General features: G+C 60.8%; 15 protein-coding genes and 2 tRNA genes. 12 read left to right on the top strand and 5 right to left on the bottom strand.

Annotated elements, in window-relative coordinates; all coding sequences use genetic code 11:
* Positions 1–13 precede the first annotated feature (13 nt).
* The 6 genes from rplK to rpoC all read left to right on the top strand — a co-directional run bounded on the left by rplK (position 14) and on the right by rpoC (position 10,523).
* Positions 14–454: a 50S ribosomal protein L11 gene (gene rplK, locus FME97_RS04130; protein WP_141428009.1), complete on the top strand. Its 441-nt coding sequence runs from the start codon at positions 14–16 to the stop codon at positions 452–454.
* A gap of 11 nt (positions 455–465) precedes the next feature.
* Positions 466–1,164 (top strand): 50S ribosomal protein L1, encoded by a 699-nt coding sequence (gene rplA / locus FME97_RS04125; RefSeq protein ID WP_141428008.1) that lies wholly within the window; start codon positions 466–468, stop codon positions 1,162–1,164.
* 18 nt (positions 1,165–1,182) lie between these two features.
* Positions 1,183–1,707, top strand: a complete 525-nt coding sequence (rplJ, locus tag FME97_RS04120; RefSeq protein ID WP_141428007.1) for a 50S ribosomal protein L10 — start codon at positions 1,183–1,185, stop codon at positions 1,705–1,707.
* Between the two features lie 41 nt (positions 1,708–1,748).
* Entirely contained in the window at positions 1,749–2,126 is a 378-nt protein-coding gene (rplL, locus tag FME97_RS04115) for a 50S ribosomal protein L7/L12 (RefSeq protein ID WP_141428006.1), read from the top strand.
* A 238-nt stretch (positions 2,127–2,364) separates the two neighbouring features.
* The gene (gene rpoB, locus FME97_RS04110) at positions 2,365–6,225 is read left to right on the top strand and encodes a DNA-directed RNA polymerase subunit beta (protein WP_141428005.1); all 3,861 of its coding nucleotides are present in this window, start codon (positions 2,365–2,367) and stop codon (positions 6,223–6,225) included.
* Positions 6,226–6,263: 38 nt separating this feature from the next.
* On the top strand, positions 6,264–10,523 hold the full coding sequence (gene rpoC / locus FME97_RS04105) for a DNA-directed RNA polymerase subunit beta' (RefSeq protein WP_141428004.1): 4,260 nt from the start codon (positions 6,264–6,266) through the stop codon (positions 10,521–10,523).
* Between the two features lie 111 nt (positions 10,524–10,634).
* Here rpoC and FME97_RS04100 read toward each other — a convergent pair whose 3' ends face one another.
* The 4 genes from FME97_RS04100 to FME97_RS04085 form a co-directional block, all read right to left on the bottom strand.
* Positions 10,635–11,837, bottom strand: a complete 1,203-nt coding sequence (locus tag FME97_RS04100) for an L-serine ammonia-lyase, iron-sulfur-dependent, subunit alpha (protein WP_141428003.1) — start codon at positions 11,835–11,837, stop codon at positions 10,635–10,637.
* A 119-nt stretch (positions 11,838–11,956) separates the two neighbouring features.
* A tRNA-Arg gene (locus tag FME97_RS04095) sits at positions 11,957–12,028 on the bottom strand.
* 63 nt (positions 12,029–12,091) lie between these two features.
* Positions 12,092–13,579, bottom strand: coding sequence for an OmpP1/FadL family transporter (locus tag FME97_RS04090; RefSeq protein ID WP_141428002.1), 1,488 nt, complete (start codon positions 13,577–13,579; stop codon positions 12,092–12,094).
* 254 nt (positions 13,580–13,833) lie between these two features.
* Entirely contained in the window at positions 13,834–14,094 is a 261-nt protein-coding gene (locus FME97_RS04085) for an HU family DNA-binding protein (protein WP_141428001.1), read from the bottom strand.
* A 169-nt stretch (positions 14,095–14,263) separates the two neighbouring features.
* On the opposite strand from FME97_RS04085, the gene FME97_RS04080 reads away from it, so the two are divergent.
* Positions 14,264–14,348, top strand: a tRNA-Ser gene (locus FME97_RS04080).
* 125 nt (positions 14,349–14,473) lie between these two features.
* Here FME97_RS04080 and FME97_RS04075 read toward each other — a convergent pair.
* Positions 14,474–15,916, bottom strand: coding sequence for a phosphodiester glycosidase family protein (locus FME97_RS04075; RefSeq protein WP_141428000.1), 1,443 nt, complete (start codon positions 15,914–15,916; stop codon positions 14,474–14,476).
* A 380-nt stretch (positions 15,917–16,296) separates the two neighbouring features.
* Here FME97_RS04075 and FME97_RS04070 point away from each other — a divergent pair, with 380 nt between their 5' ends.
* The 5 genes from FME97_RS04070 (at position 16,297) to FME97_RS04050 (ending at position 20,946) form a co-directional block, all read left to right on the top strand.
* Positions 16,297–17,586 carry a Na+/H+ antiporter NhaC family protein gene (locus FME97_RS04070; RefSeq protein WP_141427999.1) on the top strand — a complete coding sequence of 430 codons (1,290 nt, stop codon included), beginning with the start codon at positions 16,297–16,299 and terminating at the stop codon, positions 17,584–17,586.
* 329 nt (positions 17,587–17,915) lie between these two features.
* Complete coding sequence (locus FME97_RS04065) at positions 17,916–18,815, top strand: helix-turn-helix domain-containing protein (RefSeq protein WP_141427998.1); 900 nt, start codon at positions 17,916–17,918, stop codon at positions 18,813–18,815.
* A gap of 95 nt (positions 18,816–18,910) precedes the next feature.
* Entirely contained in the window at positions 18,911–19,504 is a 594-nt protein-coding gene (locus FME97_RS04060) for a hypothetical protein (protein WP_141427997.1), read from the top strand.
* Positions 19,488–20,054 carry a PepSY-associated TM helix domain-containing protein gene (locus FME97_RS04055; RefSeq protein ID WP_141427996.1) on the top strand — a complete coding sequence of 189 codons (567 nt, stop codon included), beginning with the start codon at positions 19,488–19,490 and terminating at the stop codon, positions 20,052–20,054. The genes FME97_RS04060 and FME97_RS04055 overlap by 17 nt, the downstream gene beginning before the upstream one ends.
* Before the next feature lie 7 nt (positions 20,055–20,061).
* Entirely contained in the window at positions 20,062–20,946 is an 885-nt protein-coding gene (locus tag FME97_RS04050; RefSeq protein WP_141427995.1) for an ABC transporter ATP-binding protein, read from the top strand.
* The last annotated feature ends 7 nt before the right edge of the window (positions 20,947–20,953 follow it).

Here is a 20,953-nt window from a genome sequence, read left to right as displayed (position 1 = left end):
ACCAAGGAAAACTATGGCAAAAGAGATTGCTGCATTTATTAAATTGCAGATCAAAGGTGGTGCCGCCAATCCTTCGCCCCCGGTTGGTCCCGCATTGGGTTCTAAGGGAGTCAATATCATGGACTTCTGCAAGCAGTTCAATGCACGTACGCAGGACAAGGCGGGAAAAGTTCTTCCGGTCATCATCACGGTTTACAGCGACAAGTCGTTCGACTTCGTCGTAAAGCAGCCGCCTGTAGCCGTTCAGCTCAAGGAAGCAGCCAAGGTACAGAAAGGCTCCGCGCAGCCCAACCGCGACAAGGTCGGTCAGGTGACGTGGGAGCAGATTCAGGAGATCGCCAAGGACAAGATGGCCGACATGAACTGCTTTACGCTGGAGGCCGCTATGCGCATGGTTGCCGGTACGGCTCGCAGCATGGGTATCAACGTTGTCGGTGAATTTCCTAACTTGTAATTCTTGAAGAGATGAGTAAATTGACAAAAAATCAAAAGATCGCCTACGCAAAGGTGGAAGCCGGTAAGGCTTACAAACTTCCCGAGGCAGCCGCTCTTCTGAAGGAAATTACGTTCACGAAATTCGACGCTTCGGTTGATATCGACGTCCGTCTGGGCGTCGATCCGCGCAAGGCGAACCAGATGGTCCGCGGCGTGGTGACGCTTCCGCACGGAACCGGCAAGACGGTGCGCGTGCTGGTGCTCTGCACGCCCGAGAAGGAGGCCGAGGCCAAAGCCGCCGGCGCCGATTACGTGGGTCTGGACGAGTTCGTGGACAAGATCAAGGGCGGATGGACCGACGTGGACGTCATCATCTGTACGCCGAACGTGATGGGCAAGGTCGGCGCGCTGGGCCGTATTCTGGGTCCGCGCGGCCTGATGCCGAACCCCAAGACCGGTACGGTGACGATGGAGGTCGGCAAGGCCGTCGGCGAGGTGAAGGCCGGTAAGATCGACTTCAAGGTCGATAAGTTCGGCATCATCCACACCACCGTCGGCAAGATCTCGTTCTCTGCGGACCAGATCGTGGAAAACGCGAAGGAGGTCCTGAACATGATTCTCAAGTTGAAACCGGCTGCTGCCAAAGGTTCGTATGTGAAGAGCGTATATCTCTCGACCACCATGAGCCCCGGCGTGCAGATTGATTCCAAATCAGTAGAAACCAAATAAGAGGGAGGATAGATAGAGATGACAAAGGAAGAAAAACTGGTTGTTATTAACAGCCTCGCCGAGCAGCTCCAGGCTTATCCTCACTTCTATGTCGCCGACATCGAGGCGCTGAACGCCGAGCAGACCGCTGCCCTGCGCCGCAAGTGCTTCGAGAGCGACGTGAAGCTGGTGGTCGTGAAGAACACCCTGCTTGCGAAGGCGCTCGAGAAGGCGGAGAAGGCGGACGCTGAACTGGTGAAAGTATTGGAGGGTCCCACCTCGGTCATGTTCGCCCACGTTGCGAAAGCTCCGGCCGTTCTGATCAAGGAGTTCCGCAAGACGTCGGACAAACCCGTTCTGAAGGCGGCTTTTGCCGAAGGGGGCGTCTATATCGGCGACAATCAGCTGGACACTCTGTGTAACATCAAGTCGAAGGAAGAGCTCATCGGCGACATCATCGCCCTGTTGCAGTCCCCGGCGAAGAATGTTATCTCTGCATTGCAGGCTAATGCAGGCCAAAAGATTGCGGGCCTCGTGAAGACGCTCGAATCGAGAAACAACTAATCACAAACCGAAATTAAAAACAAATTAATAAGCTTACAACTATGGCAGACGTAAAGAAACTTGCTGAAGAACTGGTTAACCTGAAGGTGACCGAGGTAAACGAACTCGCACAGATCCTCAAGGAGGAGTATGGCATTGAGCCGGCCGCTGCCGCTGTTGCCGTTGCAGCCCCCGCTGCAGGCGCAGGCGAGGCTGCCGCTGCCGAGAAGACGTCGTTCGACGTGATCCTGAAGAGCGCAGGCCAGGCCAAGCTCCAGGTCATCAAGGTTGTGAAGGATGTTGCCGGCCTGTCGCTGGGTGACGCCAAGGCTCTCGTGGACGGCGCTCCCAAGGCTGTCAAGGAGGGTGTTTCCAAGGAGGAGGCCGAGCAGATCAAAGGCCAGCTCGAGGAGGCAGGTGCTGAAGTTGAGCTTAAGTAGCATTGCTGCTTAACGCTGCATCAGACGATCAGGTATAGGGCTTACCGGCGTGTAAGCTCTATGCCTTTTCTTGGTCTAAAGACTGGAAGTGCCGAGCAGGAGCTGTGTCCACTCTTTGGAAGTCGAATGCTCCCGGGGCATAGTATGCCCGCATACGGGGGCATTGGCGGGATAGGGACCCGCGCATTTTGGGGAGCGTAACCCACCCAATTACACTTCAACTAATTCGGATTTTACGATGTCCACAGCAAAAACACAACAAAGAATCAGCTTTTCGACAGTCAAGAACCGGGTTCCTTACCCGGATCTGCTGGAGGTACAGCTTAAATCATTCCGGGACTTTTTCCAGATGGACACCACGGCCGAGAATCGCAAAAACGAGGGGCTGTACAAGGTGTTTCAGGAGAATTTCCCCATCACCGATACCCGGAACAACTTTGTTCTGGAGTTTATCGACTACTATATCGACCCGCCGCGCTATTCGATCGAAGAGTGCCTGGAGCGCGGTCTGACGTACAGCGTTCCGCTGAAAGCCAAGCTGAAACTCTATTGCACGGACGACGAGCACGAGGATTTCGGCGTCGTCGTTCAGGACGTGTACTTCGGGACGATCCCCTATATGACCGAACGTGGAACGTTCGTCATCAACGGTGCGGAGCGTGTCATCGTATCCCAGTTGCACCGTTCGCCGGGTGTGTTCTTCGGACAGAGCATGCACACCAACGGCACCAAGCTCTATTCGGCGCGTATCATCCCCTTCAAGGGTTCGTGGATCGAGTTCGCTACGGACATCAACAACGTCATGTACGCCTACATCGACCGGAAGAAGAAGCTGCCCGTCACCACGCTGCTGCGTGCGATAGGTTACGAGGCGGACCAGCAGATTCTCGAGATTTTCGATCTCGCGGACGAGGTGAAGGTGTCGAAGGCCACCCTGAAAAAGGCCGTGGGCCGCAAGCTCGCCGCACGCGTCCTCTCGACGTGGGTCGAGGACTTCGTGGACGAGGACACGGGCGAGGTGGTGTCGATCGAGCGCAACAACGTGATCGTGGACCGTGAGACGGTCCTCGAGGAGGAACATATCGACCAGATCATCGAGAGCGGCGCCAAGACGATCCTGCTGCACAAGGAGAACCTCTCGGGCATCGACTTCTCGATCATCTACAACACGCTGCAAAAAGACCCCTGTAACTCCGAGAAGGAGGCCGTGGTTTACATCTACAGGCAGTTGCGCGCCTCGGAGCCGCCCGATGAGGCCACGGCGCGCGACGTCATCGAGAAGCTCTTCTTCTCGGACAAGCGTTACGACCTGGGCGACGTGGGCCGTTTCCGCATCAATAAGAAGCTGGACCTGGACATCGATCCGGCTATCCGAACCCTGACGCGGGAGGACATCATCGCCATCATCAAATACCTGATCCAGCTGATCAACTCGAAGGCCGACGTGGACGATATCGACCACCTGTCGAACCGCCGCGTCCGCACCGTGGGCGAACAGTTGTCGAACCAGTTCTCGGTGGGCTTCGTGCGCATGGCGCGCACGATCCGCGAGCGCATGAACGTGCGTGACAACGAGGTGTTCACGCCGGTGGACCTGATCAACGCCAAGACCCTTTCGTCGGTGATCAACTCCTTCTTCGGCACTTCGCAGCTCTCGCAGTTCATGGACCAGATCAACCCGCTGGCCGAAATCACGCACAAGCGCCGTCTGTCGGCCCTCGGTCCCGGCGGTCTGTCGCGCGACCGCGCCGGTTTCGAGGTGCGCGACGTGCACTATACGCACTACGGACGTCTCTGCCCGATCGAGTCGCCGGAAGGCCCGAACATCGGTCTGATCTCGTCGTTGTGCGTCTATGCGAAGATTTCGCCCATGGGCTTCATCGAGACGCCCTACCGTACGGTGGAGAACGGAAAGGTGGATATGGACAATGCGCATATCCGCTACTATTCGGCCGAAGAGGAGGAGGATCTGGTCGCCGCGCAGGCGAACACCCCCATCGACGAGGAGGGCAACTTCCTGGAGCCGGACCGCATCAAGGCGCGCGAAGGCGCCGACTTCCCCGTGGTGACGGCTTCCGAGGTGCATCTGATGGACGTGGCTCCGAACCAGATCGCCTCGATCGCCGCGAGCCTCATCCCGTTCCTCGAGCACGACGACGCCAACCGTGCGCTGATGGGCTCGAACATGATGCGCCAGGCCGTGCCCCTGGTGACCACCGAAGCCCCGATCGTCGGCACGGGTATCGAGAAGGACATGATTTCGGACAGCCGGATTCAGATCGTGGCCGAGGGCGACGGCGAGGTGGTTTTTGCCGACGCCACGAAGATCCAGATCAAGTACGAGCGCACGGAGGACGAGATCCTCGCGTCGTTCGATCCGGAGGTCACGACCTATACGCTGCCGCGTTACCGCCGCACGAACCAGAACACCTCGATCACGCTGCGTCCCACCGTCCTGACGGGCGACAAGGTCACGAAGGGGCAGATCCTTACGGAGGGATACTCGACGCAGAACGGCGAGCTGGCGCTGGGCCGCAACCTGAAGGTGGCCTACATGCCCTGGAAGGGGTACAACTTCGAGGACGCCATCGTGATCTCGGAGCGCATCCAGCGCGAGGACATCTTCACGTCGGTGCACGTGGACGAGTACATCATGGAGGTGCGCGACACGAAGCGCGGCGTCGAGGAGCTGACCTCGGACATCCCGAACGTTTCGGAGGACGCCACGAAGGACCTCGACGCCAACGGTATCGTCCGCATCGGCGCCAACATCCACCCGGGCGACATCCTCATCGGCAAGATCACCCCGAAGGGCGAGAGCGATCCGTCGCCCGAGGAGAAGCTCCTGCGCGCGATCTTCGGCGACAAGGCCGGCGACGTGAAGGACGCTTCGCTCAAGGCGCAGCCTTCGCTGCACGGCGTGGTGATCGACACGAAGCTCTACAGCCGCGCCAGCAAGGAGGGCAAGAAGGGCAAGAGTGCCGAGAAGATGCAGCTCGACAAGCTCGACGAGAAGTTCTCGGCCGAGATCGCCGAGCTGACCAAGCGGCTCGTGTCCAAGCTCTGGACGCTGTTGCAGGGCAAGACTACCACGGGCATCACCGACTACTTCGGCGTGGAGCTCTATCCCGCCGGTACGAAGTTCTCGCAGAAGTTGCTGGAGGAGATCGCCCGCAAGTCCTCGGACGAGAAGACGGGCGTGGTGATGGGCTACCTGAACCTCGGCTCGTGCAACTGGACGGGCGACGCGCATACGGACGCCCTGATCGAGGCCACGATCAACAACTACACGATCGAGTGGAAGAAGGCCGACGCCGCCATCAAGCGCGAGAAGTACAACCTCACGAACGGCGACGAGCTGCCGCAGACGGGCGTTATCCAGATGGCCAAGGTCTATATCGCCAAGAAGCGCAAGCTGAAGGTGGGCGACAAGATGGCCGGACGCCACGGCAACAAGGGTATCGTGGCCAAGATCGTGCGCGACGAGGACATGCCGTTCCTCGAGGACGGAACGATCGTCGATATCTGCCTCAACCCGCTGGGCGTGCCTTCGCGAATGAACCTCGGGCAGATCTACGAGGCCGTGCTCGGCTGGGCCGGCCGCGAGCTGGGCGTGAAATTCGCCACGCCGATCTTCGACGGCGCCTCGCTCGACCAGATCAACGAGTACACGGCCCAGGCCGGACTGCCGCACAGCGGCCGCACGTACCTCTACGACGGCGGCACGGGCGAGCGTTTCGACCAGCCTGCCACGGTGGGCGTCACCTACATGCTCAAGCTGGGCCACATGATCGACGACAAGATGCACGCGCGTTCGATCGGTCCCTACTCGCTCATCACGCAGCAGCCGCTCGGCGGTAAGGCGCAGTTCGGCGGCCAGCGTTTCGGCGAGATGGAGGTCTGGGCGCTCGAGGGCTTCGGCGCCGCCAATATCCTGCAGGAGATTCTGACCATCAAGTCCGACGACGTGATGGGCCGCGCCAAGGCTTACGAGGCGATCGTCAAGGGAGAGAACCTGCCCAAGCCGGGTATCCCGGAGGCGATGAACGTGCTGCTGCACGAGCTTCGCGGTCTGGCCCTTTCGGTCAAACTCGAGTAAGGTGTGTGTTTAACTGAGGAAAGAAAAAAGCAATAAATATGTCAATTACCAAAGACAATAAACCGAACAATGGTTACAGCCGCATTTCGATCGGCCTGGCCTCTCCCGAGGAGATTCTGGCCCAGTCGAGCGGCGAGGTGCTGAAGCCTGAGACCATTAACTACCGCACCTACAAGCCCGAGCGCGACGGTCTGTTCTGCGAGCGCATCTTCGGTCCGGTGAAGGACTACGAGTGCCATTGCGGCAAGTACAAGCGCATCCGCTACAAGGGCATCGTCTGCGACCGCTGCGGCGTGGAGGTGACCGAGAAGAAGGTGCGCCGCGAGCGCATGGGCCACATCTCGCTGGTCGTGCCGGTGGTGCACATCTGGTATTTTCGGTCGCTTCCCTCGAAGATCGGTTATCTGCTGGGCATTCCGTCGAAGAAGCTCGAGGCGATCATCTACTACGAGCGTTACGTCGTCATCAATGCCGGCGCGGCCTCGGAGCAGGGCATCGAGCGGTTGCAGACCCTCTCGGAGAAGGAGTACCTCGACGTCGTGGCCGCGCTGCCGAAGGGCAACCAGGCGCTCGACGATGCGGACCCCAACAAGTTCGTCGCCCAGATGGGCGCCGAGGCGATCTACACGCTGCTCAAGCAGGTGGACCTCGACTCGATGTCCTATGCGCTGCGCCACAAGGCTTCGACCGAGACCTCGCAGCAGCGTAAGTCCGAGGCGCTGAAGTGCCTGAACGTCATCGAGTCGTTCCGTGCTTCGGAGGGCAAGAACAAGCCCGAGTGGATGGTGCTGAGCGTGATTCCGGTGATTCCGCCCGAGCTGCGTCCGCTGGTTCCGCTCGACGGCGGCCGTTTCGCCACGTCGGACCTGAACGACCTCTACCGCCGCGTCATCATCCGCAACAACCGTCTGAAGCGTCTGATCGAGATCAAGGCTCCGGAGGTGATTCTGCGCAACGAGAAGCGCATGTTGCAGGAGGCCGTCGATTCGCTCTTCGACAACTCGCGCAAGTCGAACGCCGTGAAGAACGAGTCGAACCGTCCCCTGAAGTCGCTCTCCGATTCGCTCAAGGGCAAGCAGGGCCGTTTCCGCCAGAACCTGCTCGGTAAGCGCGTGGACTACTCGGCCCGTTCGGTGATCGTCGTGGGTCCCGAGCTGAAGATGCACGAGATGGGTATTCCGAAGGATATGGCCGCCGAACTTTACAAGCCGTTCGTGATCCGCAAGCTCATCGAGCGCGGCATCGTCAAGACGGTGAAGTCGGCCAAGAAGATCATCGACCGCAAGGACCCCGTGATCTGGGGCATTCTGGAGAATGTCATCAAGGGCCACCCCGTGCTGATGAACCGTGCCCCGACGCTGCACCGTCTCGGTATCCAGGCGTTCCAGCCCAAACTGATCGAGGGCAAGGCCATGCAGCTGCATCCGCTGGCCTGTACGGCCTTCAACGCCGACTTCGACGGCGACCAGATGGCCGTGCACCTGCCGCTGGGCAACGCCGCCATTCTGGAGGCGCAGTTGCTCATGCTCGGTTCGCACAACGTCCTCAACCCCGCCAACGGCGCTCCGATCACCGTGCCTTCGCAGGACATGGTCCTCGGACTGTACTATATCACCAAGCCCCGCAAGGGCGTGAAGGGCGAAGGCCACACGTTCTACGGTCCCGAGGAGGCGATCATCGCCTACAACGAGAAGCGTGCCGACCTGCACGCCATCGTGAAGTGTCTGGTGGACGATTTGGACGAGGAGGGCAATCCCGTGCGCGTCCTGAAGGAGACGACCATCGGCCGCATCCTCTTCAACCAGGTGGTTCCCCGGGAGGTGGGTTATATCAACGAGGTGCTGACGAAGCGTTCGCTGCGCGACATCATCGCCGTGGTGATGAAGAAGGCAGGAGCCGACAAGGTGGCCGCCTTCCTCGACGATATCAAGAACATGGGTTACCGCATGGCATTCCAGGGCGGTCTGTCGTTCAACCTCGACGCCGTGATCATTCCCGACGAGAAGGAGAAACTCGTGCAGGAGGGCTACGAGCGCGCCGATGCGATCATGGACGACTACAACATGGGTCTTATCACCAACAACGAGCGTTATAACCAGATCATCGACGTCTGGACCAATATCAATACGAAGCTGACGAAGGCCGTGATCGACACGCTGATCAAGGACGACGACGGCTTCAACCCGGTGTACATGATGCTCGACTCCGGAGCCCGCGGCTCGAAGGAGCAGATCCGTCAGCTGAGCGGTATGCGAGGTCTGATGGCCAAGCCGCAGAAGTCGGGCGTCGAGGGCGGTCAGCAGGTGATCGAGAACCCGATTCTCTCGAACTTCAAGGAGGGACTTTCGGTGCTCGAGTACTTCATCTCGACGCACGGCGCCCGCAAGGGTCTTGCCGACACCGCCCTGAAGACGGCCGACGCCGGTTACCTGACGCGCCGTCTGGTGGACGTGGCGCAGGACGTCATCATCAACGAGGAGGACTGCGGCACGCTGCGCGGCCTGACGGCTACGGCCATCAAGCGCAACGACGATGTCGTGCAGACGCTCTACGACCGCATCCTGGGCCGCGTCGCGCTGAACGACGTGATCCACCCGCTGACGGGCGAGGTGCTCTGCAAGGCCGGCGAGGAGATCACCGAGTCGATCGCCGAGGCCATCGAGAAGTCGCCGCTGGAGTCCGTCGAGATCCGTTCGGTGCTGACCTGCGAGGCGCGCCACGGCGTCTGCGCGAAGTGCTACGGCCGCAACCTGGCCACGGCGCGCATGGTGCAGAAGGGCGAGGTGGTCGGCGTGATCGCCGCGCAGTCCATCGGCGAGCCGGGTACGCAGTTGACGCTCCGTACGTTCCACGTCGGCGGCGTGGCCGGCGGCACGGCCGTCGAAACGAATGTCGTATCGAAGTACGAAGGCCGCCTGGAGATCGACGAACTCCGCACCGTGAAGGGCAAGAACGCCGCCGGCGAGGCGATCGACATCGTCATTTCGCGCCAGTCGGAGTTCCGCATCGTCGATCCCAAGACCGGCATCGTGCTCTACACGCACAACCTGCCTTACGGCGCGACGCTCTTCATGGAGGACGGCGCCGAAGTGAGGAAGGGCGACCTCGTCTGCGAATGGGATCCCTACAACGCCGTGATCATCTCGGAGTACGAGGGCCGCGTCGCCTACGAGAACATCATCGAGGGTGTGACCTACCGCGACGAGCGCGACGAGCAGACGGGACTTTCGGAGAAGGTGGTGATCGAGTCGAAGGACAAGACCAAGAACCCCGTCATCAAGATTCAGAACAAGGAGGGCGAAGAGGTCAAGCAGTACAACCTGCCCGTTTCGGCCCATATCGTGGTGAAGGACAACGCCCGGATCAAGGCCGGCGACATCCTCATCAAGATTCCGCGCGCCGTCGGCAAGTCGGGCGGCGACATCACCGGCGGTCTGCCGCGCGTTACGGAGCTATTCGAGGCCCGCAACCCGTCGAATCCGGCCATCGTCTCGGAGATCGACGGCGAGGTGACGTTCGGCAAGATCAAGCGCGGCAACCGCGAGATCATCATCACCTCGAAGCAGGGCGACGTGAAGCGTTACCTCGTGCCCCTGTCGCGTCAGATCATCGTGCAGGAGAACGACTACGTGAAGGCCGGCGACCCGCTGTCGGACGGAGCCATCACGCCTTCGGACATCCTCAACATCCTCGGCCCGACGCGCGTTCAGGAGTATATCGTGAACGAGGTGCAGGAGGTGTACCGTATGCAGGGCGTGAAGATCAACGACAAGCATTTCGAGGTGATCGTGCGCCAGATGATGTCGAAGGTGAAGATCGAGGATCCGGGGGACACCCGTTTCTTCGAGGATCAGATCGTGGACAAGTGGGAGTTCATGGACGTGAACGACGAGCTTTACGACAAGGTCGTCGTGACGGATGCCGGCGACTCGACCGTGTTGCAGCCCGGACAGATCGTTTCGCTGCGCAAGCTGCGCGACGAGAATTCGAGCCTCAAGCGCCGTGATCTGCGGCCCGTACAGGTGCGCGATATCGTTCCCGCGACTTCGACGCAGGTCCTGCAGGGTATCACCCGTGCGGCTTTGCAGACCTCGAGCTTCATTTCGGCGGCTTCGTTCCAGGAGACGACCAAGGTGCTCAACGAGGCGGCCATCCAGGCCAAGGTCGATCCGCTGGAGAACCTCAAGGAGAACGTGATCTGCGGTCACCTGATCCCCGGCGGTACGGGTCTGCGCGAATACGACGATCTGGTCGTCGCTGCGAAGACCGAGCTGGAAACGCTCCAGCAGGCGCAGTAGCCGCGTGACGCAACTTCTTATGAAAAACCTCCCCGGTCGCAAGACCGGGGAGGTTTTTCGTTGTCGGCGGGAGCGGACGGAAAAACGGGAATCGTCGCGTCGGAGCGCGGGCTATTTCCGCTCGTAGCGCTTCGCCAGACCGCCCTCCGAGGTTTCGCGGTAGAGGCTCGGGAGGTTGTGCCCCGTCTCGTTCATCACCTCCACCACCTTGTCGTACGACACCAGGTGCGAGCCGTCCGACAGCGTGGCGTAGATATTGGCGTCGAGGGCGCGGGCGGCGGCCACGGCGTTGCGTTCGATGCAGGGGACCTGCACGAGGCCGCAGACGGGGTCGCACGTCAGTCCCAGATGGTGTTCGAGGCCCATTTCGGCGGCGTATTCGATCTGCGAAGGCGTGCCGCCGAAGAGCTGACAGGCCGCGGCGGCGGCCATGGCGCAGGCCACGCCCACCTCGCCCTGGCAGCCTACCTCGGCGCCCGAAATCGAAGAGTTCGTCTTGGCGATGTTGCCGAACAGGCCCGCCGTGGCGAGGGCCCGCAGGATGCGGATGCGCAGGAAGTCGCGCGAGGTGGCCAGGTGGTAGAGCACGGCCGGCACGACGCCGCACGAACCGCACGTCGGGGCGGTGACGACCACGCCTCCCGAGGCGTTCTCCTCGGAGGTCGCCAGCGCATAGGCGTAGATCTTGGCCCGCGACTTGAGCGAATCGTTGTAGCTCTTCGACTTGACCCAGTAGGTGCTGGCCTTGCGGGCGACCTTCAGTCCTCCGGGCAGTACGCCGTCGTTGTTCAGTCCGCGCTGGATCGTCTCGCACATGACGGTCCAGATCCGGTCGAGGTAGTCCCATATTTCGGGGCCCTCGCAGTCGTTCACGTACTCCCAGTAGGTTTTGCCTTCGTTGTAGCACCACTCCTTGATCTCCGTGACGGTGGTCAGGGGGTAGATGCTGCGGGGCACTTCGAGCCGCGAGGTTTCGTTGGCCAGTGCGCCGCCGCCGATGCTGTAAATCTTCCACGAATCGACGACCTGCTCTCCCTTCAGCCCTTCGAACAGCATGCCGTTGGGGTGGAAGGGTAGTACGGTCTCGGGTTTCCAGACGATTTCGGTCGGCGCTACGGGTTGCAGCACCGAGAGGATCGCCACGTCCGTCAGGTGGCCTTTGCCCGTGGCGGCCAGCGAGCCGTAGAGCGTCACACGGTAGGCGTCCGCGTCGCGGCAGCGGTCGGCGAAACGTTCCGCAGCCCGTTTGGGGCCCATCGTGTGGCTGCTCGACGGGCCGTTCCCGATTTTGTATAACTCTTTGAGTGATTCCATCGTTCGTGCGGTTTGACGCGGCAAAGATAGTGCAAATTCGGCAATGCGCCATGTGGCGGCGCCTCTTTTCGGGGGCGGAGGAGAAACGCCGGAACGGAGCGATCCGTTCCGGCGTCTCGTAGCCCCACCGCGACTCGAACGCGGATTTAGGGTTTAGGAAACCCTCGTTCTATCCCTTGAACTATAGGGCCGAAAACATTGCGGTGCGTCTCCGTCAGGGAAGCGCACCGCAAAGATAGTAAATTTTCCCGGTTTCAGAAATTGAAACGCATGCCGAATGACAGTACGTGGGCGTGGAGCTTGTAGTTGCGCGTGAAGACCGATGCGAGGTCTCCCGACGTGTAGTCATAGACCGGGTAGGAACCCGTGCGCTCGGGGTCGGCCGACGAGACGTAGCAGTAGGCCACGTCGAGCGCTGCGCAGGCGGCCAGCCGGAACGACATACCCAGCGAGTAGCTGATCTTGGTCATCGACGGCGTTTCGGGATTGAGGTAGTTGCTGTCCACGGGGCTTTCGTCGTAGTAGATGCCCACGCGGGCCGCCAGCCAGTCGAGGGCGTCGTATTCGGCGCCGAAGCGGGCCGAAAGCGTGTTCGAATAGTTCTTCACCGAGTAGATGTCCTTGATGCCCAGCTCCTTCTCGTTGAACGACACGTTCAGGTCCTTGTAGGCCGACCAGCCGATCCACTGCAGATCGACGCCCATGCGCCACTTGTCGTTCGGACGGTAGGAGACGCCCCACGTCACGGTCGTCGGGAGCGCCAGTTGGGTGTGGAACGTACCCTTGTCCAGTGCCGGAATCGCGGAGGGCTGACCGGCCGTCTGGAGCATCTGGTTGAGGAACGAAAGCAACTGCTGCGATTCCTGCGAGGCGTAGATGAGCTGCGCCGTGCCCTTATCGACCTTCATGTCCATCCGCGAACGGTAGCTCATGGCGATCGACCATTCGTCGGTCACGTCCCAGAGAATGCCGGCGTTCACGCCCACGGCGAGGTTGGCGTTGCCCTCCAGCTTGGCCGAGACGATGGATTTGTCCTGCAGGTTGTCGGTGAAGTAGGTCTCGCCCTGCTGGGCCATGGCCTGGTATCGGGCGATCTCCTCGGGCGAGAGGCCGGCGCCCGCACCCAGCGCGGGCAGCAGCTTGCCGATCGTGTTGAATCCCTGGGCGAGGGTCTTGTTGCCGGCGCCGATGGGCAGCATGGCGCGCGACAGGTCGAAGTTGCCCCACGTGAGCATCAGTCCCGCGCCGACGGAGAGACGGTCGCAGATCCTGAACGAGACGGTGGGCTGGAAGGTGTAGGCCGCGAGGTTGATCTGCTGGATGAGGTGCGATCCCGACCAGTTGTCGCCCCAGTTCATCGAGGAGCCGTTCGGGGTGTAGAAACCCAGGCCCACGGCCCAGCGCTCGGCGGGTTTGTAGTTGATGTACATGTGCAGCGGGGTGGACATTTTGTTGTCCGAATCCTCCGTGAGCGAGCTCTCGTAGCCGTTTTCCATCGAGGGGAGCGTCGAGGCTGACACGTAGGAAAGGATACCCGTCGCACCGACGGAGATGTTGAATTTCGACTCCTGGAATGCCGTGGCCGCCGGGTTGAAGTAGATCGACTCCGCACCGAGTTTCATCGCCGTGCCGACATTGGCCATGCCGGCCTGACGGGCCGAGAAGTTGTTTACCTGGTAACCTTCGGCGAATGCGCCCGAGGCGGTTGCGACGGCGGCGAGCAGGAGAAGTGTTTTTTTCATAACTTGTTGGTTTAGTTTCTATACGGTGTGCCTTGCGGCACGCAAAATCGGGTGCAAAAGTATAAAAACTATCCCCTCGGCCCAAACTTTTTGGTCGAAAAGTCTTGAAAATTGGAGTAAACGGTAGAGCATTGGCCGATATGGCCGGTTCCGGTTTCCTGTCCGGACGAGAACCGGATTCCGTCCGGGACCATCCTTTTCTCCGCGGCCGTTTCCGTCCGGCGCCTCTTATCGCCGGCGTGCGTTCGGTCCTGTCATTCGATCTCGGCCGAGAGGCGGAATTTGACGCTCTTGCGCGGCGGAATCTTGACCGTTGCGCCCGTACGGGGATTGCGTCCCGTGCGGGCGGCCTTGTGCTGCACGCTGAAGGTTCCCAGACCGGTCAGGGTGATTCGTTCCTCTTCGCGCAGGGCCTGTACCGTGACGCGGATCAGAGCGTCCACGGCCTTGCGGGCTTCGATTTTCGAGATATTGGCGTCGAGGGCTATCGCCTCGACAAGCTGCGTTTTGTTCATGGCAGGAGACGTAGTGTGTGGGGAGGCTCGGTTTCAGCCGGTAACAAAGATACGAAAATTCCGGAGAAGTCGGAAATCCCGTCTTTCGTATCGGATGCCGTACGGACGTTCCGGAACAAAAAGACGGCGGGATTTGGCAGAATGGAAAATCCGTGCTACTTTTGTCTCCGGAAGGATGGCGGAGCGGTCGATCGCGGCGGTCTTGAAAACCGTTGAGCCGCAAGGCTCCGGGGGTTCGAATCCCTCTCCTTCCGCGCGCCGCACCGATCGCGGATTTTACGATTTCACCCCTGCCGTAATAGCATTACGGCAGGGGTGAACTTCGTTATCGGAATCTGCCGTGTCTTTGCATCGCTTTCCCGGCAGACCGGTCTTATGGCTATTTGAATGCCACGGCGCACTGTACGACTTTCGGCTTTCCCTGTTGGGCGTATTTGTTGATTACCGTTTTTTTCTTGTTGATGTGCATGTCGGGCGAACCGGAGGCCTCGAATGCGATGGCCGAGACGCATCCCATGTCTTTCAGGCTCTGGGCCATGCTGGGGATCGTCACGCCTTTGCTACCCTCCACCATTTGTCCGCAGAAAGCGAAAACCTTGTTGTATTTCGTCACGCCGATAGCCGAATGAGCGTAGAAGTCCGTGTCTCCGTAATTGAAGCAGGTGTTTTCGTTGCTCTTGACCTGGTCGGGCGTCAGTACATTGTTATCGAACAGGATCATATGAACGCCATTGACAGCGGTTTGCGGAGCCCATGCTTTGCCTTCGGCCGCCTTGGGCTCTTCGTACTCGCCCGAAGCGCGGAACGGGAAGGAGTACAGTTTGTCTTCGATTCCCCGAACGTATGCGGCGCCGTAGTTGCCGTCTGCGTCGCGATAGATGGCGCCGGTGACGTGGCTGTTGGCATCCGACCTGACGACCTTTCCGTCCTGGATGATGATGTTCTGTACGGTGGAGTTCACTCCTACGACATAAACTTTGTACTCGCCGTTGGTTTCGTATTCGTCGATGGTTTTGGGATTGGTGCCGTCGCCGACTATCGCCATAGTGGCTTGGCTGCCCATCATGGCAACGTAGGCGACGTTGTTGTCGATACCGCCGGCTTTGGTCGTCTTGTACACCTTGATATAGGCGGGCAGCGGAGCGAACTCGGTCGTTACGTCGGTCCAGCCCAGCGCAGGCATCGGGTCCACGTAGTCGGTCGCTTTGACCGTGTAGGTGATGTCCGAACCCTGGTAGTTCACTACCAGCGTGCCGTCGCCGAACTCCAGATCGAAGGTCAGGTTTTCGGGCGATTTCACCGTGGCGCCTTCGACCAGATCGAGCGTGAAGACCATGTGGTTGATCTCCATGCCTTCCTGCCATTTGACCGTGATGCTCTTGTCTTCGCCGACTGCGGCTTCCACGTCGCCGACTTTGGCGCCCAGAATGGCTTCGGGGGTCTCGGGAGTGTCGGCGGTCATCTTGTAGGTTTCCTCCGTCTTGCCGTTCATCAGCACCACGACATTGACCGGATTGTTCAGATTGACGGTCGAGGTCAGATTGGCGGGCGTCTTGAGGATATGCCCCTTGTTCATCTTGAAGGTCACTTCGACGGCCGTCAGATCGGTCGTGTTCTGGAATTCCCCGAACTTGATCGTCTTGTCCGTGTCATTGACGGTCGCGGTCATCGTGCTGCTTCCGTCCTTGGCCGTTACGGATGCGAAAGGCGTCGAGCCTCCGGAAGGACCGTCGTTTTCTCCGTTGTCGTCATCCGAGCAGGATGCCAGGAATAACCCCCCCCCGGCCAGGAGCAGCGTCATTAAGCTAAAAAGTCGTTTCATAGTTAAAATTTTAAGATTTGTAAAATGTGTGGTTTAGGTTCGTTAATTGTTTCGTTGTTCGGTATTTTCAGGGTGTTGCTATCTCATGTGTTTATATGTTAGGAGCTTGTTGCGTATTTCCTGCGGCCCGAAAATTCGGTCCGAAACAAAAATGTAACATTATTTTAACACAAATGTAGTAATAAAATTTATGAAAGCAATTTTTTGAAGAAAAAATTATTATTCCGGAGGCGTTCGGGAATAGGCATTTAAACTGTTCGCCGCTGTTCCCGGATTCGGCGGCCCGGACGTCGCTTCCGGATACCGGGATATCCGGGCGACGGATTGCCCGGGTGGAAAATTTGACTTATTTTTGCGCTCCGAATCTCACTATATATTATATGTCTCCGACTTCCGTTCGCCGCGGCGGGTTCCTGGCGCTGACGCCGCTGCTGGTTTTTCTGGTGAGCTATCTCTCCGTGTCGCTTCTGGCAGGCGATTTCTACAAGATGCCGATTTCGGTGGCTTTCGTCGCCGCCTCGGTCTATGCCGTGGCCCTGATGCGGGGCATGCCCTTCGCCGAGCGTATCGGCCGCTTCTCGTCCGGAGCGTCCGATCCCAACGTGATGCTGATGATCTGGATCTTCGTGCTGGCCGGGGCTTTCGCCGAGTCGGCGCGGAGCATGGGGGCCGTGGACGCCACCGTGGCGCTGACGATGCACCTGCTTCCCGGGAGCCTGCTCCCGGCGGGGCTGTTTCTGGCGGCCTGCTTCGTTTCGCTGTCGGTCGGCACGTCGGTCGGCACGGTCGTCGCGCTAGTCCCCGTGGCCGCCGGGCTCGCCGAACAGACCGGGCTCGGCGAGGCGTGGCTCACGGCGATCGTGGTCGGCGGGGCCTTCTTCGGCGACAACCTCTCCTTCATCTCCGATACGACGATCGCCGCGACGCGCACGCAGGAGTGCAACCTGCGCGACAAGTTCCGCGTCAATGTCCGCATCGTCGCCCCGGCGGCCCTGCTGACGCTCGGGATTTACCTCGTGACGGGCAGCGCAGCGGCGGTCCCCGCGCAGCCCGACCGGATCGAGTGGATCCGGGTCGTGCCTTACCTGCTGGTGCTGGTGACGGCCCTCGCGGGGATGAACGTGATGAAGGTGCTGCTGCTGGGTATCGCCGCTTCGGGGGCGATCGGGCTGGCGACCGGGAGTTTCGGCCTCATGGCGTGGTGCGGCGGCATGGGGCGCGGCATTACGGGGATGGGCGAGCTGATCATCATTACGCTCATGGCCGGCGGCCTGCTCGAAATGATCCGGCTGAACGGCGGCATCGACTACATCATCGACCGCATGACGCGCCGTATCTCGGGGCGGCGCGGGGCCGAGGGGACCATCGCGGGGCTGGTCTGTCTGGCGAACCTCTGTACGGCCAACAATACGATCGCCATTCTGACCGTGGGACCGATCGCCCGCAAGATCGCCGACCGTTTCGGCGTGGACCGGCGCCGCAGCGCCAGCCTGCTCGACACCTTCTCCTGCTTCACGCAGGGCCTGCTGCCCTATGGGGCGCAGTTGCTGATGGCGGCGGGGCTCACGGGGCTTTCGCCGCTGGGGATCATGCGCTATCTTTACTATCCGGTCATTCTGGGCGGCGCGGCCCTGCTGGCCGTTCTGCTGCGTTATCCCCGGAAGTTCTGACCGGCCGCCGCGGTGCGTTCAGGTGGGGCGGGCCGTTGTCGCGCGAATCCCGCCGGGCCGCCCCTGTTCGTTCCGCGGCGCTTCACGCAGCGGCTGCCGCGTGAGGGCGGGGGCGGCTGGCGTTGCGGGCGGGATCGCCGGTGTCGTCGTTGCATGCATATCGCTCCGGGTTCGTCCTCCGGCCGTGCCGGGGCGCAGTGCTAATGCATGCCGGGACCGGCCCGGAGGGTAGATGGATTACGGATTCTTTTACCCCGATTCCGGATTTCGTCCGCCGGCCGTGCGCAAAGCCGATAAAAGCCGTATATTTGCGGAAAACGAACCTTGTCATGGAACAGAAAATTCATCATCTGGAGTCCGTCGCCGAGTACAATGCGATGCTGGGCGTCGAAACGCTGCACCCGCTGGTGAGCGTCGTCGATTTGTCCGAGGCGCATCCGATGCGGCATTTCCGGCAGACCTACGGTTTCTATGCGGTCTTTCTCAAGGAGATCAAGTGCGGCGACATGATCTACGGCCGGCACTATTACGACTATCAGGAGGGGACGCTCGTCTGTCTGGCGCCCGGGCAGGTGATCGGATTCGAGGACGACGGACGGGAGTTCCAGCCGAAGGGCTGGGCGCTGGTTTTCCATCCGGACCTCATCCGCGGCACGTCGCTGGGCCGCAACATGAAGGAATACGGCTTCTTTTCGTACGAGGTGAACGAGGCGCTGCACCTCTCGGAGCGCGAGCGCGGGATGGTCGTGGACTGTTTCGGGAAGATCCGTCATGAGCTGGAGCACGCCATCGACCGCCACAGCAGACGGCTCATCGCCATCAATATCGAGATGCTGCTGGACTACTGCCTGCGTTTCTACGAGCGGCAGTTCATCACGCGGTCGAACGTGAACCGCGACGTGCTGACCCGTTTCGAGGAGCTGCTGGACGGCTATTTCTCCGACGGCCGGGCCCGGCGCGAAGGGCTTCCGTCGGTGAAGTACTGTGCCGGGGAGCTTTGCCTGTCGCCCAACTATTTCGGCGACCTGGTGAAGAAGGAGACGGGCCGCACGGCGCAGGAGTATATCCAGCTCAAGCTGCTGGAGGTGGCCAAGGAGCGGATTCTGGATCCCTCGCTCACGATCGGCGAGGTGGCCTACGGACTGGGATTCCAGTACCCGCAGCACTTTACGCGCATGTTCAAGAAGCTGACCGGACAGACGCCCAACGAGTACCGGAACGTCAATTAACGGTCGAAAATCCCTATTTTTAGGTATGGCGGGGACCGCCCGTTTTTCCTATTTTTGCCGCCGGAAATGGAACGAACCAAAATACCTAATTTGTCATGAAACACATTCTGTTACGCGCCCTGGCCGTCGCCCTCGCATGCGGCGCCTGCGCATCGGTATCCTGCGGCGGCAACGCTTCGACGAAAGCCAAGACCCGGCAGACGGAGGTCGCGCGGCCGGCCGCGCTGGAGATCGACGAGCTGCTGGCTTCGGCCGACTCGCTCGCCGGCAAGACCGTCACGATCGAGGGCGTCTGCACCCATACGTGCAGGCACGGCGCGCGCAAGATCTTCCTCATGGGCAGCGACGACACGCAGACCGTTCGTGTCGAGAGCGGCGAGCTGGGCAGCTTCGATCCGCAGTGCGTGAACCGTATCGTGCGCGTTACGGGTACGCTCGACGAACAGCGCGTGGACGAGGCCTACCTCGCGGCCTGGGAGGAGCAGACGAAGGCGCAGACCGGCGAACGGCACGGCACGACCGAGGCCGGATGCGACGCCGAGAAGGCCGCACGGCAGGAGACGGGCGCCACCGTCGCGGAGCGCATTGCCGACTTCCGCGCGAAGATCGCCGCCCGCAAGGCCGCCGAGGGCAAGGACTACCTCTCGTTCTACTACGTGACGGCGACCTCGTATGAAATTGAACAGTAGCGCGCTGCGGCGCTGGAGCCGCACGCTGCACCGCGACCTTTCGTATTTCTTCGCGGGGATGGTGCTCATCTACGCCCTGTCGGGCATCGCGATGAACCACCGCGACACCTTCAATCCGAACTATTCGGTCTCGCAGACGCGTCTGACGCTCCCGGCCCCGCTTCCGGAGAGGGAGGCGTTCTCGCGCGCCGACGCCGAGGCGCTGCTCGAACGCGCCGGCGTCGGGGAGGGGTACGTGAAGCACTACTTTCCCGACGGGCATACGCTCAAAATCTTCCTCGAAGGCGGTTCGTCGCTCGTGGCCGACATCCGGAGCGGCGAGGCGGTCGTCGAACGGCTGACGCGGCGGCCCGTGTGGAGCGCGCTGACGAAACTGCACTACAATCCGGGGTCGTGGTGGACCGCCTTCGCCGACATTTTCGGCGGAGGGCTCATACTCATCACGCTCACGGGACTGGTCATCGTGAAGGGCCCCAAGGGGCTGCGGGGCCGCGGCGGCGTGGAGCTGGCCGCAGGCATCCTCCTTCCGCTGCTGTTCCTCCTCATCTGACACCGCCATGGAATCCGTTATCGAATGCCGCAACCTGACGCATTGCTACGGGCGGCGCAAAATCTACGAAAACCTCTCGTTCGACGTCCCCGAGGGCCGCATCCTCGGCCTGCTGGGCAAGAACGGCACGGGCAAGACCACGACGATCAACATTCTGAGCGGGTATCTCGAACCCCGCAGCGGCGAGTGCCGCATCTTCGGCGAGAACATCCGCCGGATGCGGCCCCTCACGCGGCGGCGCATCGGCCTGCTGATCGAGGGGCACGTGCAGTACCAGTTCATGTCGATCGAGCAGATCGAACGGTTCTATGCGGCCTTCTACCCGAAGTGGCGGCGCGAAGCCTATTACGAGCTGATGCGCAAGCTGCACGTCGGCCCCGGGCAGCGCATCTCGCGCATGTCGTGCGGACAGCGGTCGCAGGTGGCGCTGGGGCTCATTCTGGCCCAGGACCCCGACCTGCTGGTGCTGGACGACTTCTCGCTGGGGCTCGATCCCGGCTACCGGCGGCTGTTCGCGGACTACCTGCGCGAGTACGCCAAGGCCGAGGGGAAGACGGTCTTCCTCACCTCGCACATCATTCAGGACATGGAGCGCCTGATAGACGACTGCATCATCATGGACTACGGCCGCATTCTGCTGCAACGCCCCGTCGGGGAGATTCTCGACCGCGTGCGGCGCTATACGTGCCGTGTGCCCGAGGGGGCTCCGCTGCCCGGCGACGGGGAGTTCTACCACCCCTCGGTGGTGCGTTCGACGCTCGAATTCTGCTCGTTCCTGCCGTACGGGGAGGTGGCGCGCAGGCTCGCGGAGGCGGGGATTCCCGCCGAAGAGCTGCACGAGGAGCGCGTCTCGCTGGAGGACGCCTTCATCGGTCTGACCGGAAAATACTGAAAAACGC

It is taken from the genome of Alistipes dispar (genome assembly GCF_006542685.1).
In the GTDB taxonomy this organism is placed as follows: Bacteria; Bacteroidota; Bacteroidia; order Bacteroidales; family Rikenellaceae; genus Alistipes; species Alistipes dispar.
The sequence above is the reverse complement of the archived record's forward strand: the minus strand, read 5'-3'. Positions and strand labels throughout refer to the sequence as shown.

What these genes read in the sequence shown, in the direction of transcription:
- FME97_RS04085 (WP_141428001.1), bottom strand. Translation starts at nt 14,094, where the DNA reads ATGAACAAAACGCAGCTTGTCGAGGCGATAGCCCTCGACGCCAATATC.
- FME97_RS04065 (WP_141427998.1), top strand. Translation starts at nt 17,916, where the DNA reads ATGGAACAGAAAATTCATCATCTGGAGTCCGTCGCCGAGTACAATGCG.
- rplK (WP_141428009.1), top strand. Translation starts at nt 14, where the DNA reads ATGGCAAAAGAGATTGCTGCATTTATTAAATTGCAGATCAAAGGTGGT.
- FME97_RS04060 (WP_141427997.1), top strand. Translation starts at nt 18,911, where the DNA reads ATGAAACACATTCTGTTACGCGCCCTGGCCGTCGCCCTCGCATGCGGC.
- FME97_RS04100 (WP_141428003.1), bottom strand. Translation starts at nt 11,837, where the DNA reads ATGGAATCACTCAAAGAGTTATACAAAATCGGGAACGGCCCGTCGAGC.
- FME97_RS04075 (WP_141428000.1), bottom strand. Translation starts at nt 15,916, where the DNA reads ATGAAACGACTTTTTAGCTTAATGACGCTGCTCCTGGCCGGGGGGGGG.
- rplL (WP_141428006.1), top strand. Translation starts at nt 1,749, where the DNA reads ATGGCAGACGTAAAGAAACTTGCTGAAGAACTGGTTAACCTGAAGGTG.
- FME97_RS04090 (WP_141428002.1), bottom strand. Translation starts at nt 13,579, where the DNA reads ATGAAAAAAACACTTCTCCTGCTCGCCGCCGTCGCAACCGCCTCGGGC.
- FME97_RS04055 (WP_141427996.1), top strand. Translation starts at nt 19,488, where the DNA reads ATGAAATTGAACAGTAGCGCGCTGCGGCGCTGGAGCCGCACGCTGCAC.
- rpoB (WP_141428005.1), top strand. Translation starts at nt 2,365, where the DNA reads ATGTCCACAGCAAAAACACAACAAAGAATCAGCTTTTCGACAGTCAAG.
- rplJ (WP_141428007.1), top strand. Translation starts at nt 1,183, where the DNA reads ATGACAAAGGAAGAAAAACTGGTTGTTATTAACAGCCTCGCCGAGCAG.
- rpoC (WP_141428004.1), top strand. Translation starts at nt 6,264, where the DNA reads ATGTCAATTACCAAAGACAATAAACCGAACAATGGTTACAGCCGCATT.
- rplA (WP_141428008.1), top strand. Translation starts at nt 466, where the DNA reads ATGAGTAAATTGACAAAAAATCAAAAGATCGCCTACGCAAAGGTGGAA.
- FME97_RS04050 (WP_141427995.1), top strand. Translation starts at nt 20,062, where the DNA reads ATGGAATCCGTTATCGAATGCCGCAACCTGACGCATTGCTACGGGCGG.
- FME97_RS04070 (WP_141427999.1), top strand. Translation starts at nt 16,297, where the DNA reads ATGTCTCCGACTTCCGTTCGCCGCGGCGGGTTCCTGGCGCTGACGCCG.